19 protein-coding genes and 2 pseudogenes are annotated in these 15,800 nt (G+C 65.9%); 4 read left to right on the forward strand and 17 right to left on the reverse strand.

Annotated features, from left to right (window positions below; all coding sequences use genetic code 11):
• Position 1 precedes the first annotated feature (1 nt).
• The 8 genes and pseudogenes from ON20_RS10135 to ON20_RS10165 all read right to left on the reverse strand — a co-directional run bounded on the left by ON20_RS10135 (position 2) and on the right by ON20_RS10165 (position 6,265).
• Entirely contained in the window at positions 2 to 892 is an 891-nt protein-coding gene (locus ON20_RS10135) for an SDR family NAD(P)-dependent oxidoreductase (RefSeq protein WP_051162108.1), read from the reverse strand.
• A gap of 23 nt (positions 893 to 915) precedes the next feature.
• Entirely contained in the window at positions 916 to 1,743 is an 828-nt protein-coding gene (locus ON20_RS10140) for an alpha/beta hydrolase (RefSeq protein ID WP_306306839.1), read from the reverse strand.
• 256 nt (positions 1,744 to 1,999) lie between these two features.
• Positions 2,000 to 2,266 (reverse strand): annotated as a pseudogene (locus ON20_RS40485) (MmyB family transcriptional regulator); the annotation flags it as partial.
• A 643-nt stretch (positions 2,267 to 2,909) separates the two neighbouring features.
• Complete coding sequence (locus ON20_RS10150; protein ID WP_051162103.1) at positions 2,910 to 4,070, reverse strand: lipase family protein; 1,161 nt, start codon at positions 4,068 to 4,070, stop codon at positions 2,910 to 2,912.
• Between the two features lie 513 nt (positions 4,071 to 4,583).
• The gene (locus tag ON20_RS36240; protein ID WP_157228773.1) at positions 4,584 to 4,745 is read right to left on the reverse strand and encodes a DUF6924 domain-containing protein; all 162 of its coding nucleotides are present in this window, start codon (positions 4,743 to 4,745) and stop codon (positions 4,584 to 4,586) included.
• Positions 4,717 to 5,202: a DUF6924 domain-containing protein gene (locus ON20_RS10155; RefSeq protein WP_040834885.1), complete on the reverse strand. Its 486-nt coding sequence runs from the start codon at positions 5,200 to 5,202 to the stop codon at positions 4,717 to 4,719. The genes ON20_RS36240 and ON20_RS10155 overlap by 29 nt, the downstream gene beginning before the upstream one ends.
• A complete protein-coding gene (locus ON20_RS10160) occupies positions 5,199 to 5,459 on the reverse strand; it encodes a hypothetical protein (RefSeq protein WP_040834886.1) in 261 nt (86 codons plus the stop codon). Before ON20_RS10160 ends, ON20_RS10155 begins: the two co-directional genes overlap by 4 nt.
• Before the next feature lie 350 nt (positions 5,460 to 5,809).
• Positions 5,810 to 6,265: a VOC family protein gene (locus tag ON20_RS10165; RefSeq protein ID WP_040834887.1), complete on the reverse strand. Its 456-nt coding sequence runs from the start codon at positions 6,263 to 6,265 to the stop codon at positions 5,810 to 5,812.
• A gap of 685 nt (positions 6,266 to 6,950) precedes the next feature.
• Between ON20_RS10165 and ON20_RS38685 the strand changes: the two genes are divergently transcribed.
• Entirely contained in the window at positions 6,951 to 7,097 is a 147-nt protein-coding gene (locus ON20_RS38685) for a hypothetical protein (RefSeq protein ID WP_245547153.1), read from the forward strand.
• Here the strand turns inward: ON20_RS38685 and ON20_RS38690 are convergent.
• Entirely contained in the window at positions 7,094 to 7,294 is a 201-nt protein-coding gene (locus ON20_RS38690; protein WP_245547154.1) for a hypothetical protein, read from the reverse strand. The genes ON20_RS38685 and ON20_RS38690 overlap by 4 nt on opposite strands.
• Positions 7,295 to 7,404: 110 nt before the next feature.
• Here ON20_RS38690 and ON20_RS10175 point away from each other — a divergent pair, with 110 nt between their 5' ends.
• Positions 7,405 to 7,932 carry a nuclear transport factor 2 family protein gene (locus tag ON20_RS10175; RefSeq protein WP_040834888.1) on the forward strand — a complete coding sequence of 176 codons (528 nt, stop codon included), beginning with the start codon at positions 7,405 to 7,407 and terminating at the stop codon, positions 7,930 to 7,932.
• 28 nt (positions 7,933 to 7,960) lie between these two features.
• Here ON20_RS10175 and ON20_RS10180 read toward each other — a convergent pair whose 3' ends face one another.
• The 6 genes from ON20_RS10180 to ON20_RS40490 form a co-directional block, all read right to left on the reverse strand.
• Positions 7,961 to 8,722 carry an ABC transporter permease gene (locus tag ON20_RS10180; protein WP_245547155.1) on the reverse strand — a complete coding sequence of 254 codons (762 nt, stop codon included), beginning with the start codon at positions 8,720 to 8,722 and terminating at the stop codon, positions 7,961 to 7,963.
• Entirely contained in the window at positions 8,719 to 9,867 is a 1,149-nt protein-coding gene (locus tag ON20_RS10185; RefSeq protein ID WP_040834890.1) for an ABC transporter substrate-binding protein, read from the reverse strand. The genes ON20_RS10180 and ON20_RS10185 overlap by 4 nt, the downstream gene beginning before the upstream one ends.
• The gene (locus tag ON20_RS10190; RefSeq protein WP_040834891.1) at positions 9,864 to 10,589 is read right to left on the reverse strand and encodes an ABC transporter ATP-binding protein; all 726 of its coding nucleotides are present in this window, start codon (positions 10,587 to 10,589) and stop codon (positions 9,864 to 9,866) included. The genes ON20_RS10185 and ON20_RS10190 overlap by 4 nt, the downstream gene beginning before the upstream one ends.
• On the reverse strand, positions 10,565 to 11,605 hold the full coding sequence (locus ON20_RS10195) for an acyl-CoA dehydrogenase family protein (protein WP_040834892.1): 1,041 nt from the start codon (positions 11,603 to 11,605) through the stop codon (positions 10,565 to 10,567). Before ON20_RS10195 ends, ON20_RS10190 begins: the two co-directional genes overlap by 25 nt.
• Positions 11,602 to 12,123, reverse strand: a complete 522-nt coding sequence (locus tag ON20_RS10200) for a DUF4242 domain-containing protein (protein WP_040834903.1) — start codon at positions 12,121 to 12,123, stop codon at positions 11,602 to 11,604. Before ON20_RS10200 ends, ON20_RS10195 begins: the two co-directional genes overlap by 4 nt.
• A gap of 105 nt (positions 12,124 to 12,228) precedes the next feature.
• Positions 12,229 to 12,315, reverse strand: coding sequence for a putative leader peptide (locus ON20_RS40490; RefSeq protein WP_368853926.1), 87 nt, complete (start codon positions 12,313 to 12,315; stop codon positions 12,229 to 12,231).
• Positions 12,316 to 12,372: 57 nt separating this feature from the next.
• Between ON20_RS40490 and ON20_RS10205 the strand changes: the two genes are divergently transcribed.
• Complete coding sequence (locus ON20_RS10205) at positions 12,373 to 12,966, forward strand: TetR/AcrR family transcriptional regulator (RefSeq protein ID WP_245547156.1); 594 nt, start codon at positions 12,373 to 12,375, stop codon at positions 12,964 to 12,966.
• A gap of 744 nt (positions 12,967 to 13,710) precedes the next feature.
• Here ON20_RS10205 and ON20_RS10215 read toward each other — a convergent pair.
• Positions 13,711 to 14,445, reverse strand: coding sequence for a DUF7873 family protein (locus ON20_RS10215; protein ID WP_040834896.1), 735 nt, complete (start codon positions 14,443 to 14,445; stop codon positions 13,711 to 13,713).
• Between the two features lie 187 nt (positions 14,446 to 14,632).
• Positions 14,633 to 15,133 (reverse strand): hypothetical protein, encoded by a 501-nt coding sequence (locus tag ON20_RS10220; protein ID WP_040834899.1) that lies wholly within the window; start codon positions 15,131 to 15,133, stop codon positions 14,633 to 14,635.
• A 165-nt stretch (positions 15,134 to 15,298) separates the two neighbouring features.
• On the opposite strand from ON20_RS10220, the pseudogene ON20_RS10225 reads away from it, so the two are divergent.
• Positions 15,299 to 15,496: pseudogene (locus tag ON20_RS10225) on the forward strand (IS5/IS1182 family transposase); the annotation flags it as partial.
• Positions 15,497 to 15,800: the final 304 nt, after the last annotated feature.

A 15,800-nucleotide genomic window follows, 5' to 3' on the forward strand; every position in this document is an offset into this window, starting at 1 on the left:
GTCAGACTCCTGTCTTTTCGGTGCTTGCGCTGTCAACGCGGTTAGGTGTCGGAACACCTTGCGACAGGGCATGGTTCAGCAAGCCGGTCGCATGGGCGTACAGCGCGGGGAAATGCCGCTCGAGTAGCCAGATGACGTGGGCGTCGAGCTGGGGAAGAACGTAGAGCCGACCGTGGTCGTGCGCATCGAGGGTCATCCGGGCGACCCGTTCGGGCGAGAACCCGGTCCAGCGCATGAGCCCGTCGGCGAGCCGGCTCGATCCGGCGGTGATCCGGCCATCGGTGACCACGTCGGTTTTGACGAACGTGGGACACAGCACCGTGACCGCGACACCGCTACCGGACAATTCGGCGGCCATCGTCTCCGACAACGACAACACCCCGGCCTTGGATACGTTGTAGGCGGCCATGGCGGGCGCCGCAGCGAACCCGGCCGCGGAGGCGACGTTGATGATGCTGCCACGTCCACTCGCCCGCAGCTGCGGAGTGAAGACCTCACACCCGTGCACCACGCCCCACAGGTTGATCCCCAGCGCCCACTGCCAATCGTCGAAACCGATATCACCCACCGGCTTTCCCCCGATTTCGACGCCTACGTTGTTGATCACCAGCGTCGGCGCGCCCTTGAAGATCAACTCCGCGTGGAGGGCAAGACTCTCCACGTTCGACCGCTGGGATACGTCGCAGAAGAACGCATGTCCGGTCCGACCGTGTATCCGCTCGATCATCCGGACGGTGTCGTCGGCACGATCTTTATCGATATCGGCGCACAGCACCTCCCCGCCGCGCGCCGCGAGTTCGAGCGCGAAAGCGCGTCCGATACCACTGCCCCCGCCGGTCACGATCGCTTTCGCACCATGGGTGCGCCGGCTCCCGCCGCCCAGCGCGGTCATCAGATTGTCCACTATCCACACGATCAGCTCACCCGTTCTTGGACCGAGGCTCCCACCTCTGCGAATGCGGAGGCGACGAAATGCGCGGTACGCCGTAGCGCCGGTTCCGCTTCGGGAACCAGCAGTGGCAGTGCCTGGAAGACATGGATCCGACCGGGCCACAGCTCGAGGTCGCAGCGAGTACCGGCCGCCACTGCCATATCGCGCAGGTGGCGGGCGTCGCCTGCCAACATCTCTTCCGCACTGGCCTGTACGAATAGCGGTGGAAGTGCGGCCCCGGACGGGATCGTCAACCGCAACCGCGGCGATCTCGCCGACTGCCCGGTGGTGTACAGCTCGACCAGTCGCTTCCCCACCCGCGCAGAAGCCATGGGGTCACGGCGCAACCGATCCTGCTGCTCGGCGAGGGCGAAGGTCAGGTCCATCAGCAGGGAGAACATGAAGACGCCGGTGGGCTGCTCGGTGCCGGTGCGCAGATTCTGCAGCAGCAGGTCCAATCCGAGATGGCAGCCTGCGGAGTCGCCGCCGATGACCACATCCTGCGCCCGGTAGCCGTTGGCGAGCAGCCGGCGGTAGCCTGCCTCGACATCTTCGGCGGCGGCCGGGAAACGATGCTCGGGAGCCAAACGGTAATCGACAACGAATACCGGTAGCCCGGTGGCTCTGGACAGTCGAGACGCCAAACCTCGATGGGTGCGCGCCGAACAGACCACATAGCCGCTGCCGTGGACGTAGTAAATAGCGCGACCACCGTGCTCGACCCCGGCCGCTCGAACCCATTCGCCCCGCCCAGCGCCCGAGCGGATCTGGGTCACGTGGGTGCCGGGCAGGACGGGACCGAAAGCGGCCATGGTTGTCGCGATCAGCCCGCGGCCGGGCACCGATACCGACGCGGTTGCGCGGCAATATGCCGTTGATCTGGCGCAATCCCACTACCGATGCCGCAGCCGCAAGTCGCGCCCGAAGCGACGGGGCAACGGGCACTGCTTGCGAGGTCGCCATTGACCTGAGTTCTGTCATGCACCTCAGGATCAATGAGAAATGTCCCATTTGTCAATGGCACATTCCTGGACCACACTTGGCGCGGCGAGGTGAAGGTGCGACAACTCACGAAACGCCTTGACGGCCGGGGGGCCGGGCTCGGCCGAGCACACCACGAGCCGCTGCCCTCGCCGGGACACCAACGAGGTTGGCGCGACCAGTTCGATCACCCAACACCTCGGGATGCTCGAACCGTTTCCACATACTGGATTCAGGGGTTGCCTCGTGTGCTGCCCAGCCATTGCGGAAGTCGGTATCGCGAGCGGACAACCAGTCGATCGGCTGAGATATCTCCGGACCGTCCGGATACCGGACGGCGGCGCCGCGCAGTTCGGCGAGGCCTGCCGAACGAAGTACATCTCACCGTCGGCGGAACCGCAGGAGACGCCGAGTACGCCGGTTCCGAACGCCGGCCGCAAGAGGTTGCGTTCGGCGGCGAAATCCCGATCGGCTCGACGGCCGACGTATTCCGGGCGAACACGTCGTACCGCGGATTCAGCACGTAGGCAGGCATGTCGATCCCTCCAGCAGTTGGCGCACGCCCGCAGGTACGTCATCGTGTGGGAGACCGGTTGTCCAGTTCGCGCTCGGCGAGTCCGGTCAGGTACCGCTGTTCGTCCGGACCGAGCCGCAGCACGCGGGCGAACGCGGCCGGCACTTGCGGTAACGACCGCGGCGCCTGCGCTCGATCGAGGCAAGAGACCGAAGACCAGGCCGGCCGCGGACACCACGGCAGCGAATGACCGTTCCCCATTCCAGTACCCCGCACCATAGGCGCCCCCGAGCCGATGCCGTACCTCTGGGCTCGAGTTGCAACGCCGACGACGAGCGCTTCTCCTCGCGCGGCTTCGAGTTACCCACAGCGATTCGCACATCGACTGCGGGCAACTCGAAACCGCGCCCAGGACCTTCGCGGTCCGGCTCGACAGCACGAACCGCTGTTGTGGCGCGCCACACCCTCACGATGTGTCGTTCGTCAGCAGGTGACAGGCGCAGGCTCGCCGCGAACCCGGCCCTCGAGCCACAGCAGCATCGCGGGAGCACCTACAACCGCTGCGGACAAATGCTCGAACGCGGGGACTTGCAGCGTCTGCAATCGCACCCCGGCCGCGCACCAGCGGCGGTCCGTGTTGGTGATCGCGTCGATCGGAATCAGCGGGTCGGTCAGCGAATGCCATTCGAATATCGGCACTCCCGGAACACCGCCGTAGAGCTCGACGCTGTTCTCCTCCACCACGGCCCAGGCATCGGGCTGGTCGAAGACGGAGGGGCCCGTGGCGTACTCGCGAGCGCTGCCACCGGCGCCGATGGCGAGTATATCGTTGGTGCAACTGTTGGCCATCGCGTCGCGAAGCGCAAGACCGCGCTGATTGAGATTCGAACTGATCGGCACCCGATCCGGATATTCCCGCTCCAGACCGATGGCCGCCGCCATCGCCAACCCGAAAGCCGGGTGGGGATCGTGGCCCAGCCCCCGAGCCATCGACACCAGATTCATCGGGGCCCCACCGATGGCCGCGCCCGCGAGCCGCAACTCAGGTGCGTAGGACGGCTGCAGCGCGGCCGCCCATGCTGTGGCGAGACCGCCCCCGGAGTAGCCGGCCAGCGCCACCGGACTGTCCGCAACGGCGAGTCCGGGCAGCTGTTTCACCGCCCGGACGCCGTCCAACGTGATCTGGCCGCCCAAACGCCCGGCTCCGAGTGCGAAGTGCGGTCCGAGATGATCCGGCAGCGCCACACTCCAGCCTCGCTGCAGCAACATGCTCAACACCGGCATGGTCGTCGACAGATTCAGATCAGCGTCGTAGAGCCGGTGCGATACCGCGCAGCCGGTGCCGAGCGAATTGATGAAATGCTGATACGACAGCAGCGGCGCGCCGGGTTGATGGCCTGCGGGAGTGAGGACCGTGGTGGTCGCCGCGATCGGCGCGCCCCGCGAATTGGTGGAACGAAACTTGACCAGCCGGACCGTGGCGCCGGGGAAGACGACCAACGGTGGCAGGACCCGCACGTCGAGCACGTCACCTGGTCGGTGCGCCGCCAGATCGACCGGGGCGGCGTAGAACGGATCCGGATCGGGGTGCGGATACACCGGTTCGGCGGTTGCCGTTGTCGCCACCAGCAGCGTGCATGCCATACCGCCGAGCGCACCCAGGAAACGAAGAAAGGGAAGAGTCACGATCTCGACCTCCGAGGGGGTAGTTAGCCGCAATCGCCGATTCGCAGCTGTAACAGATCGCTCCGGACAGCAAACTATCACGAGATGTCTAGGTGAGACCGTATTGAGTGAAAAAGCCGCGTTCGCGTGCGGAAGTCGACGAGTCCCCTCGGCCTTCCCGGAAGGGTGGTCATACGTAGCAATCGGATAGCCATCTACCGGTGCGCTCATACAAGCCGGAACATCATTGTGTCGGACGCCCGGTTGAGAGGACGTCCCATGTTGGGAGTTTCTCATAGCAGATGAGCGCGGCAGCAAGGTCGAGAAAGGCCGCTAACGGGTGGCCGTGGCGTGATCCTTCCCCCCGCGGCACGAAACTGGGTGGCCGGCTCGGGCACAGCGCCTCCATATAGCCGAAAACGCCACCATCCCAATTGAATTGAGGGAGGATAGCCGCATTCAAGTCCATGTCGCACACGGATGTAGAGTGTGTCAGTAGTGCTCTCCGCGATAGACGCCGTCGGCATCGACATCATGGCCCCACTCATCAAAGCTCGTGTTCGCCAGCTCCATGTTGACGACGAAGGAACCGGTCGCGGCGAGGGTGATCCTGAACGGATCGTCGTCATCGTCGGGCAGGTTGTTCACGGCCATCAACGGGAACTCTGCGGAGGCCAGTGCCCACTCGTCGGCGATGAGAACGAGAGTACTGTCGGGCCAGTCCCTCGTCATCGCGCCCGATCCGCGCCTGGATCTGATCCGCCGTGAAGCCCGCGTAGGCGCGGTTGTCGATGACGGTGATCGAGCGCCCCAAGCCTCCTTCAAGGGCCTGGAGCAGGCGTGCCCACTCATCTGGCTGCTCGAAGGACGTCCGCACCAGAAGCGGACCGGCGGCCTCCTCGATCGTGGAGAGGGGCGGCTCGGGCTCGGCCCCTGTACGCTCGCCGGGGATGACCTGGATAAGGAAGCGGGGCATCATGCCGTCCGACGACCGGTCACCGGCGTGGACGCGGATCAGGTAGGGGCCGACTCCTGCGGTGGCGAGATTCTCTTTGCGCAGAGGCTCGTATCCGCTGTCGCACAGAGCGAGGAAGCCGGTCGTGGAGATCACGGTGATCTCTTCGACCTCGTCCCAGCGCTCTCCGCTCCCGGGTCATCTCCGGCGTATAGGGTGACGATGGGGTTCTCCAAGGCGTTTCCGGCATCGATGCGCAGACAGTCTTTCTCGGCCGCCAGGAACCCGCGCCCGCGCGGCCGCTTGCCGGCGTCCGGGTCCATGACGACCAGATCGCCCCACTCCTTCATCTCGAGCGGCCGGGTACGGCCGTCAAGGAGCGGCCAGTTGGAACGCTGCATGGAGAACCCCATCGTGCTTGCTATATCTGCCGGTTACGCCCTTGGAAGAGGACCGTGATTCGTTCCGGCTCGCAATCAAAACGGTTGCGTTGCACGATGTCCGCTCGGGGCCGATGCGTTATCGCAACGTTTGGTGGTCGACGAGTTGTGGGGCCTGATCGAGTCGCTACTGCCGAAATTCACGCCGCGTCCGCAGGATGGTGATGCTGTCCCGGTGGACCACGGTGCGGTCGAGGGTGGGCTGCCCGTCGCCCCATTCCCAGGCCGCGCAGGCCGGCTCCTATTCGGGTGACGCGAGAGTCGCCTCGTCCCGATCGACCGGACCGACACCGGTGCCGACTCGCCGCCGCATCCTGCCCTGCTCATCGATTCTGCTCCGATCGCTCGGCGAAGATGCCCCGCAGCATTCCGGTGGCCTGGCCGATCTCGACCAGGTAACCGTCCGGATCCCGCAAGTAACAGCGCAGCTCTGCCTTGCGGTCGACCGGTTCGGTCAGAAACTGCGCACCCTTGGCGCCGGCCTGGGCATAGAAGGCGGCGATGTCGGCGACCCGCACATTGAGAAACGCCGATACCGGATCCCCCGGCTCGGGTGGCGCCAGCGTGATGTCGGGTTTGTCCGGTGTGGGCCCACCGCCGGGGTTCATGATGATCCAGCTGTTGGCCACCTTGACGATAGCCGGGTTCTCCTCCAACACCACCTCGCCGCCGAAGATGTCGGCGTAGTAGTCGCGGGATACCGCAACGTCCCGCACTGTCAAGAAGTGCGTCAGCACCAATCCCTCGGCCGGGATGGGCCAGTCATTCCGCTTCGCCATCGGCTCCTGCCCCTCTCTCTGTGACTCAACTGGTGTACGAGCACGAACTCACGCCGGTTTACCGCCGTCACACCTTGATGCAAAACGGATTGCGACCGCACCTACCAGTGGAACTCCACCCACTCTGCCCGGGCCTCATGCACAGCGTCGCAGTGGTGGACTACCCACCACAAGCCGGTCCAACCGCGGCCTTCTCCCGGTCCAGGGCCCGCCGGTTCGTCCGATCCGGATGACAAGGGGTGCAGATCGTCGGCCACATCGACTCCGGCCCGTTCGAGCAACTCCCCGATGCGACCCCGGCGGCCGTGGCCATCGCCGCCGTGATCGAGCTGGTCGAGACCCCCGCACCACCGACGGCTGTAGCAGGCGTGGACACGGCGGCTGGGCAGCGTCTACAGCCACGCCGCACGATCGGACTCCCCTGCCGCGATCACCGCACTGTTCGTGGTACTGCCATTCGACACATTGCCAAGGCTGCTCATCGGGTTGTCTCTGCCGGCCAACCGGCGACTCATGCGCTGACCGAGCATCGGTTCGATGCGGAGATAGCCGGCCCGAACAAATCGTGCCGGCGACATACCACCTGTCCCAGGACACCTTTATGTCTTTCCCGGCTACCGGGAAAGACTCTGCGGATCTTCCGGCCGGTCCGGTTCAGTAATGAAACGCACCGCTGCCGGGCACAGTGTTCGCGACGGCCGAGGAGATCACCCGACGCGGCGGCCAGGGTGTGCCCGTGGTACTCGACCACGGTGACGGCGCGCAGGTCGAGGCCTTTTTCGCCGACCTGCGCGAGGAGCACGGCCGCCTCGACATACCGAACGCACGCTAGCCGGACTCGCCGCGAACCCGGGCGCCTACGACGAGTTTGCCGCGACCGCCGAGTCGCCGGAGTTCACCGGCCGCGTCATCGACGCCCTCGCGCGGGACCCGGAGTTGACGAAGCGCACCGGTCAGGTGCTCATCGGCGCCGAGATCGCGCAGGAACTCGGCGTCGAGGACACACAGGGACAGTGCCCGCCGTCGCACCGGCCGTTCCTCGGCGACCCTCCGGTGTTCTCCGATGCGATCATCGACTGACCTCGGCAGCACGAACACTTACTCGTCACCTCGCCTCCCCGCAGAAAAGGAGCAAACCGATGGATCTTGCACAGCGCACCGACGCCCTCGAACAAATCGAAGCGATCAAGCAACTCAAGCACCGCTACTGGCGAGCCTGTGACAGCAAAGACCCGAAAACATTGCGCGATTGCTTCATTCGGTCCGGCGCCGGACTCGACTACGGCCGGATCGGAGCCTTCGATGACGCCGACCCCATGGTCGAGCTCTTCACCCGTATCGCGCTGCACAAGGTCGACGGCGAGCACGTCATCCTCGACATGCACCACGGTATGCACCCCGACATCACCTTGACCGGTGAGCGCACCGCGACAGGCCGGTGGTCGCTGCGGTTTCGCCAGGTCAATCTGATCGACAACACCGAGCTCGTCTCATTGGGCGAGTACGACGACGACTATGTGATCGAGGACGGGGTCTGGAAGATATCGCGGAGCCACTTCACCGAGCTCTGGTCGATCACTCGCCCACTTCCGGCCGACTCCGTCATCACCGAGGGCACCTTCACCGGAGCTGCCCAGTCCGATTGTCCTCGCCCGACCACGGCATGAGGACGGGCGCCCAGGCGAGCCGAGGGGTTCAGCGACGAGCCAATGCCACCCGAGACAGCGTGTCGAGGGCGTAACCGATGACCCCGATCACAACGATCACCGCCATCACCTGGTCGTAGGCCAGTTGATCGCGGGCATTGAGGATCTGGTAGCCGAGCCCGGAGCGGACACCGAGCATCTCCGCCGGCACCAACACCACCCACGCGATACCCAGCCCTATCCGGATACCTGTCTGCACCTGTCCACGGATCGCGGGCAGAATCACCGCCGACAGCTGTTCGCGACGGGACGCCCCGAACGACCGAGCGACCAGCAGTAGCCCGGAATCTATCGCCCGCACACCCGCGGCGGTGTTGAGTACGATCGGCCAGACCGACGCCGCCGCGACGAGGAAGATCACCGGCTGGTTTCCGATGCCGAACAGCGCTACCGTGATCGGCGCCCAGGACAGCGGGGAGATCATCCGGAGGAACTGCACCACCGGGGCGACCGCGTGTTCGACGCCGGGGCGCAGCCCGAGCAGCAGCCCGAGCGGGACGCCGACCGTGACGGCGATCAGGAGCCCCACCAGCAGTCGCCGCATACTGACCGCGATATCGGGTAGCAACACGCCGCGGTCGAGTAGTTGCCCGACCGCGCCGGGCACATGGTGCGGACCGAACTCGTGTAGCAACGAATCCGGGCCGGCCACCAGATCGGTGAGTATCCACCACAGCAGCAGGGCGACGGCCACCGCCGCAAGTCGCGGTGGCCAAGTGACGGCTCGTGGCCGGGTGTCGACGGTGTTCACGATGGGTCGATCTCCTCGGTGCGGGTGAGCCGGTCGGGTAACCCGAATGCGGCCGGCCCACCCACATGGTCGAGCGCGGCACGGACGAAGCGGTCATCGACGAGTGCGCCGTGTACCCGGTTCGGATCCAGGCCGGACAGAAAGCGCGTATCGCCGTCGACGACGGTATCGTGCATGGCGGTCACCAACGCGCTGGTGAAACTTGGAAAGGGAAAAGGGTGGAAGCCGATCCGCTGCGGCTGCCACGCGGGGTGGCGGACCGGCAGTCGATCGGAGTAGGTCAGGGCCTTCGTGATCGCGGGCAGCGGCTGCGGAAGGTAGGCGCCCGCCAGCTGCCTTGCGGCGGCCGGGCGGTCGGCACCGATTCGTAGCTGTGCCGCGACGACCGTGTCGACAACCGCCTGAGCCGCTATGGGACGCCGCTCCGGCAGGTCCTCGTGCACGACCAATGCACAGCAGGCGTGATCGCGCCACAGGTCACCGAGGAACCGGTGGATGCGGCCGATGCCGCGCAGTTCGGCGGCGGCGTTGAAGGGATCGGCCACGGTGAACGCACTGATCGAACCATTGGCCAACGCCGGGACCATATCCGATGGGCTCATCACGATCAGTTCCACGGTGCCGGCCGAGCGCGCCGCCGAACCACGGATCACCGGCCGCAACCCGTGCGCGCGTAGTAACTGCTGGATCACAATATTGTGGATCGACCACCAGAACGGGATGGCGACCTGTGTCCCGGCCAGCTGACCGAGTTCGGTGATCCCGGCAGCCACCGTCAACGCCGAGCCGTTGGTGTGGTTCCACCCCAGGATCCGCGCCGGAGCGCCCAGGCCGAACCGCAACTGCACCGCCATCGGCATCAACAGGTGCACGATATCGACCTGACGGATGAGAAATGCCTCGGCCAGCGACGCCCAACTGCGGAACAACACCGGTTCGGCGACACCCGTGGCAGCACGGTCGGCGACGAGCAGCGGCGCGGCATCGGTGATCGGCAGATAGCCGATGCGGAGTCGTTCGCCGCCCGCACTGCGCCGCTCCGCCGCCGCCCGGCCGAGGTCGGCCAGCCCGGCGATACCGCCCGCCGCGGCCAGTCCCGCGCAGCCGCAGAGCAATCCGCGCCGCGATATCGAACGGGTGCTCATATGGTCACCGTCGCGTCTCGGTAGCGGTCGATGATCCGCTGCCGCAGCAGGTCCCGTTCGTCGACGCCACCGAGATCTCGGAATTCCTCGCGGACCGTACCGCCCGATCCGATGAGTACGATCCGATCGCCGAGCCGCAATGCCTCGTCGATGTCGTGGGTGACCAATACGGTGGTACATCCGATCTCGCGTACCAGATCGGCCAACCATTCCTGCAGATCGGCGCGAATCGCCGGGTCGAGTGCGCTGAACGGTTCGTCCAGCAGCAACAGCCGCGGCCGCACCGCTACCGCTCGGACCACCGCGACCCGCTGCGCCTGTCCGCCGGAGAGCTGATCGGTACGCCGGTCGGCCAGAGCGGCCAAGCCGAATCGTTCGAGGAGTCCATCCACGTAACCCGAATCGAACCCTGTTCGGTGCCGGGCGAACCGGCCACCGAACAGGACATTTTCCCGGACCGTGAGCCACGGCATCAACAGTGGTTGCTGGAAGACCATGCCGGTGGCCGGGCTCGCGCCCGAATCCCAACTGATCTCGCCGCCGTCGAGCCGGTCCAGTCCCGCCACCACCCGCAGCAGCGTCGATTTCCCGCTCCCGCTCGCACCGAGCACCACGAGCAGTTCGCCCACGCTGATCTGCAGATCCACTCCGTCGAGCACAGGTTCGTTGCGGTCGGGATAGGTTTTGCGCGCGTCGGCTAATCGTACTGCGACAGTTCCCATCGCAATTGGCCTTCCGAAGGGGATTGGACGGGGAGAAATGCGGCTTCCCGAAACCGCCGGTTGGTGTCACAGTTCAGGGCATAGCCCGCACCGCCACGCAAAGTGGATTCCAGCCGTGTTGCCTCGACCGCGATCCGCGCGGCATCCAGGCGTAATCGGAGGAGGTCGCGGGGATGCGTCGCGGGCGCGTCGGCGGCGTAATCGTGCAAACGCCGCCGCGCCGAGGAGTGTCTTTCGGCGAGAGCGCGATACTCGTCGCGGAATTGGGCGCCGAGGCCGTCGAGGCGGGTACTCGCCTCGCGCACCGCGGCTCCGGCGACACCGGTGCAGAAAGCGGTCTGCAAGAGTAGGAATATCGGCCGGATCGCCGCACAGAACGCGGACAGGTCACCAGTAACGAGCTGATCGCCGCTCACCTCGACATGTTCGAAGGCCAGGGAGGTCGAGGCGGTGGCGCCCAGAGCGAGCAGTTCCGTCGCCGGGCGAATACGCACACCGTCGGCATCGGCGGATACCACCCCCACGCGCCCGCACCCGTCCCGGCCGCGGAACGGAAAGACGATCAGCGACTCCGGGAAAACATTGGAGGCCCACGCGATCGGGCCCGACACTCGACCGCCGTCCGCTTCGTCGGCGTGCAGCGGCAGCTCGCCCAGACCGGCCAGGTGTTTGAGCGCGGCCGCCATGGCAGTGACACCGGTCCGCCTGCCCGAGGCCAGCTCATCCAGGTGTCGCTCGCGAACCGGATCCGGTGCACGCCAGACGTACTCGAGTGCCATTCGCTGTGCCCAGAGCGAGAAGCCCGCGGCCAGACTCTCGGCCGCGACCTTCTCGACGACACCGGCGATCTCACGGATATCCGATTCACCCAGTCCCGTGGCGAGGAGGCCGTGCCCGCCGATCTCGCCGATATCGGCGCGTATATCGGTACGCCCCAGATCGAGGTCGGCGGCACGGGCGCGGACGAACTCTGCGACGGCGCGCCGGGCGTCCTCGGATATGACGGCGGCGGTCATAGCCGAGGATCCGCCAGCTCGTGCAGCCGGTCCACCGGCGTGTTCACCGCGGCGCGCGCCCGACGTACCGCGGGCTCATCGGGTGCGTCGTAGAAGCACAGGCACTTGTCCATATCTTCGCGCACGTAGGTACGCAGAAAGCTCACCTCGGGCACGTCGGCGTATTTGGGGGCATTCGCCTTCTTACGTGCCAAGTAGGTGTCCATATCGATCTCGGCGGGGATATCCCACTCGACCAGATATCCGGCGGCGGGCCGCGCCGCTTCGATCGCTTCCAGGTCCGCGCCGACCAGCCGGACCTGGTGCGGTCCGTCGATGCCGGCGGCGTGCAGGTCCTCGGCCGGCAGCACGGGAGCACGACATTCGGCGAACTCGGCGATCACGAATATCCGCGGCGCACCGGCGGTGACCTGCGCTTCGATCAGCGCACCACCCTCTTTCTCGGCGCGCGCGCCGAATTCTTCGATGGTGTGGGCAGGTGCGCCGGTGGGCACGAGTTCATACAGGTACAGGGACATGGCAGTCACCTTCCATGGGTGGGGATCCGCGAGGACGCACGGCCGGTGACGACGACCGGCCAGGAGATATGCGCAAGTAGTTGACTCCGCTGTACGCGGAGTTACTCAGCGCTGGTGACGACAGGCAGCGGTGGCCACGCGCACGAGGTCCACGTGCAGGCGGCGCGTCAGATTGCTGCGGGTCACAGGCACAGACTAACCATAGACAGAACGATCTGTCTATATCGAGAAATGGTTATGGTGGGGGATGTGGCCCCAACAACGCAGTCCGCGGTCGCGCCGTCCCCCGACCGCCGCAGCAGACCGGCGCCGGCGCAACGCCTACTGGAAACCGCGACGACCCTGTTCGCCCGGTACGGCATCCGCGCGGTCGGTATCGACCGGATACTGGCCGAGTCCGGGGTAGCGCGGGCCAGCCTGTATTCGAGCTATGGCTCCAAAGACGCGCTGGTCAACGCCTATCTGGAACATCTCGACCGCCGTGACCGCGCACGCTGGAACGAAGCCGTCGCCGGGGTCACGGACCCGGCCGACCGTATCCTCACCTTCTTCGACATCGCCCTCGCCTCTGCCCCGGACCGCGGCTTTCGCGGCTGCCAATATGCCAATGCCGCGACGGAATTCCCGGACGAGGCCCTCGAGCCCGTGGTCGACCACCGACGCTGGATGTTGGACACCCTCACCGAACTGCTACAGGCCTGCCGCGCACCCGACGCCCCCGCTCTCGCCCGCCGCATCCAACTGATTTACGACGGAGCCCTGGCCGGTTCCAAACTCGAACACGCGGCGGAGCCGCTGCGGATGGGCCGCGCGATCGCCGCCGAACTCCTCCCGCGAGGGTGACGGGCTCCGGTCTCGCCGCCGACGGCATTGCCGTCCCGAGTGCTGCCACACACGTGGCGACCGAGACGGATCACCACAGGGTGAGCCGAAAGGCAATGTGTCACCCGAGCCGCCGCAGCCATGACAACATAATGGGACCCGCGAGCACTATGAGTCTCCGAGTCGCTTGTCACCCTCCGCAAACCTTCCGGTGCTGCCGTCGAGGTAAGCGGCCGGGTGGTATTCCGCCGAACGATCGAGCTCGGCTCGCCGGACCGAGCCCGAACCCGCCGGAGATCAGGACACTCCCCAACGTGACGTGCCGCGCACCAGCGCAAGATCAACTGGGCCGAATAGGGGTCAGGCCGAGACAGGCGGAGGGGCCGGGAGTACCCTTCCCGGCCCCTCCTGGTTAACGAGTGGGATTCGAACCCACTACCGTCGGATTTGAAATCCGATGCTCTACCAGATGAGCTATCGTTTGCCCCACCTGTGATCGCCGAGTATGCGAGTGTGAGTCATGGTGAGTAACCCCGCGCGTTGCCTTTACGCCACAGCGGCAGGTAGAGCCGCCACCGGGAATTGAACCCAGATCTCGGGAGTGCATCGCAGCACACCCGTATGTCGTGCGATCGATGGAGTTGTGAACTTGGAGCAAGAAGCTGAATGTGACGGCAGACCCTGGCAGCGCCTGCCCGTGTGTCAGTTTGAACTTCAGTTTCAATTTGTGCTCCATCCCCCGGTAGGGGGAGTCTGTGTTCCCGGCTAACCGAACAGATAACCAAGAATGGCCTGGCTCGGCTCGGCGTCCGCTACGGGCGTCGAATTCGCCGTCTCACGAGCGTAGCGCACCGCGTCGAGTAGCTTGCCGAGCCGCTCCGCGAGGTCACCGACTTCCTTCGCGGGCAGTGCGCCGGAAAACTTTGTGGTGGTCCAACGACCCACCACAACGTCCTCGTAGTACACCTCCACCTGCGCCGGGTGCTTTTCGGTGGCCGGGGCCAGCACGTGGTTGCGCGGCACCTTCTTGGTCCGCACGGTCTGCGACGGCTGGGTGGCGTAGCAGTCACTGACCTCGTCGAACGACCACGACTCGGCCGGATCCAGGGTCGGCAGCTTGGCGACGAACTTCTTCAGTTCGCTCAGCTGCTTCTCCAGGAACAGCAGATAGGTGACCGGAAGGTCACGGGCAATGGTGACGCCGTCGACTACCAGGTCGGCCTTCGCCGAGCAGTTGGCGGTGTCCTTGGTCGCGGTCACGTCGAACAAGCGCGTCAGGGTGCTCTTCACATCGGCGATCACCTCGCGCGCTCGCACCTGGACCCGCTTCGACTCCGACGGCAGCTCTTCGCCCATATCGTCCAGCGGCCGGTACGTGCGTGAAATGCCCGCCAGGAGATCGGCTTTGGCCACCCGCTGGTAAGCGGCGGCCACGTCCGCGTTCGCCTGCGACTTCACGCCCTTCTCGATGGCGATGATCTGGTTCAGCTTGGTGGACACGGGTTTTCCTCCTTCGGCCACCTTGTCGCGACCGAGGTCACCGTAACCGAGCGACGCCGAAGGCCGCCACCGATATATTCACCACCGAACCCGGTCGGACAGAATGGCATCGCCGGCACTCGGACTCGTCGACGCGGGTGCACCCGATGCAATGTCGAGAAGTGCGCCAGGAGATGCCGACGCCTTCCTATGCGCGGCTCTGAAGGACTTTGCCCAGTCGCAGCGCGACGTCCTGACGCCTGTCCGGGTCGCTGATATCCGCCTTGATGCCGCAGAAATCGCCGCTGCGGCACGGGAACCACAGCTCGCCGTAGAGGTTTGCGTAGGTGGCTCCGGCGCCGAAACCGCTCACCGGCTCCCCGATCTCGGCTACGTCTTCGTATTGCGCGGCGGGTAGCACCGTGGCTTGGATCGCCTCCACCAGGCCGTCCTTTTCACCTGCAGTCGAGGACCAGACGCATCCGCCGAGCTGGTAGTCGTGCTGGCCCCCGTCGTGCGGGCCGATCGCCTGGACGATCTCGCTTTCGGGGAGAAGATCACATTCGTCACCCTGGGCCGGGGCGGTCGCCGTACCAGGAAGGTCCACCGAAGCGGTGGACCCCGAATCGTCACCACTTCCGCAAGATACGACCGCGACGAGCGCGCACCCGACGATCGCGAGTTGGCCGAGCGTTCTGAAGATCCCCATGCGTCATTCCCTTCAACGAGCGCCGACAGCCACCGGCGAACTCCGACATGGACGCTGTCTGCGGCCATGCGTCGCCGACTGCCTGTCGTTCCCGCATTGCCGCATATCGTATCTCGTCGGCCGGACTCTCGCCGGAGATAAGGATCGAGGACCGGCTGAACGAAAACCAGCGGTTGTGCTTGGCGGCATCCACCGCCGGCGTTCGGAGTGAGCGTGCCGAGCGCGCATCGCCGGTTCACCGCGTGGGCCGCCGCCGGGTTCTTCGACCGGTTGCACCGGGAGGTCCTGGATCGGCTCGGTGCCGGCGGTGAGGCGGGCTGGTCGGCGACGATCGTGGACTCCGCGTATGTGCGGGCCAAAAGGCATCCCAGGGGCTCGAATCGTCAAGCCGCGGCCGTGTCGGTGAGCTGTGATGACCAGGCGGTGGTCTCGTCGTAGGCGGTGCGGGTCTCGAGCAGCCGTGCAGGATGCCGACTCCACGCCGACAGGGTCATCCACGCCGTGATGCGCCCGACCTTTCGAGTCCGAGATCGGTGACGACACTCCCGAACCGGCGATGCGGGCGGGTTCACGTCCTGATTCGTCGCCCGCGCCCTCGCGCGCATCAAGACCGTCACGATCGCGGTGGGTGCGGCTCTGTGCTCGGATTTAGGATGCCATGGTGGGG

Origin of the sequence: Nocardia brevicatena NBRC 12119, assembly GCF_000308495.1 — a bacterium.
Taxonomy (GTDB): Bacteria; Actinomycetota; Actinomycetes; order Mycobacteriales; family Mycobacteriaceae; genus Nocardia; species Nocardia brevicatena.

Excerpts from the sequence above, each read along its gene's own strand:
- ON20_RS10195 (WP_040834892.1), bottom strand. The coding sequence starts at position 11,605 with ATGACCGCCGCCGTCATATCCGAGGACGCCCGGCGCGCCGTCGCAGAG.
- ON20_RS10220 (WP_040834899.1), bottom strand. The coding sequence starts at position 15,133 with ATGGGGATCTTCAGAACGCTCGGCCAACTCGCGATCGTCGGGTGCGCG.
- ON20_RS36240 (WP_157228773.1), bottom strand. The coding sequence starts at position 4,745 with ATGGCCGTGAACAACCTGCCCGACGATGACGACGATCCGTTCAGGATC.
- ON20_RS10165 (WP_040834887.1), bottom strand. The coding sequence starts at position 6,265 with ATGGCGAAGCGGAATGACTGGCCCATCCCGGCCGAGGGATTGGTGCTG.
- ON20_RS10190 (WP_040834891.1), bottom strand. The coding sequence starts at position 10,589 with ATGGGAACTGTCGCAGTACGATTAGCCGACGCGCGCAAAACCTATCCC.
- ON20_RS10150 (WP_051162103.1), bottom strand. The coding sequence starts at position 4,070 with ATGGCATGCACGCTGCTGGTGGCGACAACGGCAACCGCCGAACCGGTG.
- ON20_RS10140 (WP_306306839.1), bottom strand. The coding sequence starts at position 1,743 with ATGGCCGCTTTCGGTCCCGTCCTGCCCGGCACCCACGTGACCCAGATC.
- ON20_RS10160 (WP_040834886.1), bottom strand. The coding sequence starts at position 5,459 with ATGGGGTTCTCCATGCAGCGTTCCAACTGGCCGCTCCTTGACGGCCGT.
- ON20_RS10175 (WP_040834888.1), top strand. The coding sequence starts at position 7,405 with ATGGATCTTGCACAGCGCACCGACGCCCTCGAACAAATCGAAGCGATC.
- ON20_RS10200 (WP_040834903.1), bottom strand. The coding sequence starts at position 12,123 with ATGTCCCTGTACCTGTATGAACTCGTGCCCACCGGCGCACCTGCCCAC.
- ON20_RS10135 (WP_051162108.1), bottom strand. The coding sequence starts at position 892 with ATGACCGCGCTGGGCGGCGGGAGCCGGCGCACCCATGGTGCGAAAGCG.
- ON20_RS10185 (WP_040834890.1), bottom strand. The coding sequence starts at position 9,867 with ATGAGCACCCGTTCGATATCGCGGCGCGGATTGCTCTGCGGCTGCGCG.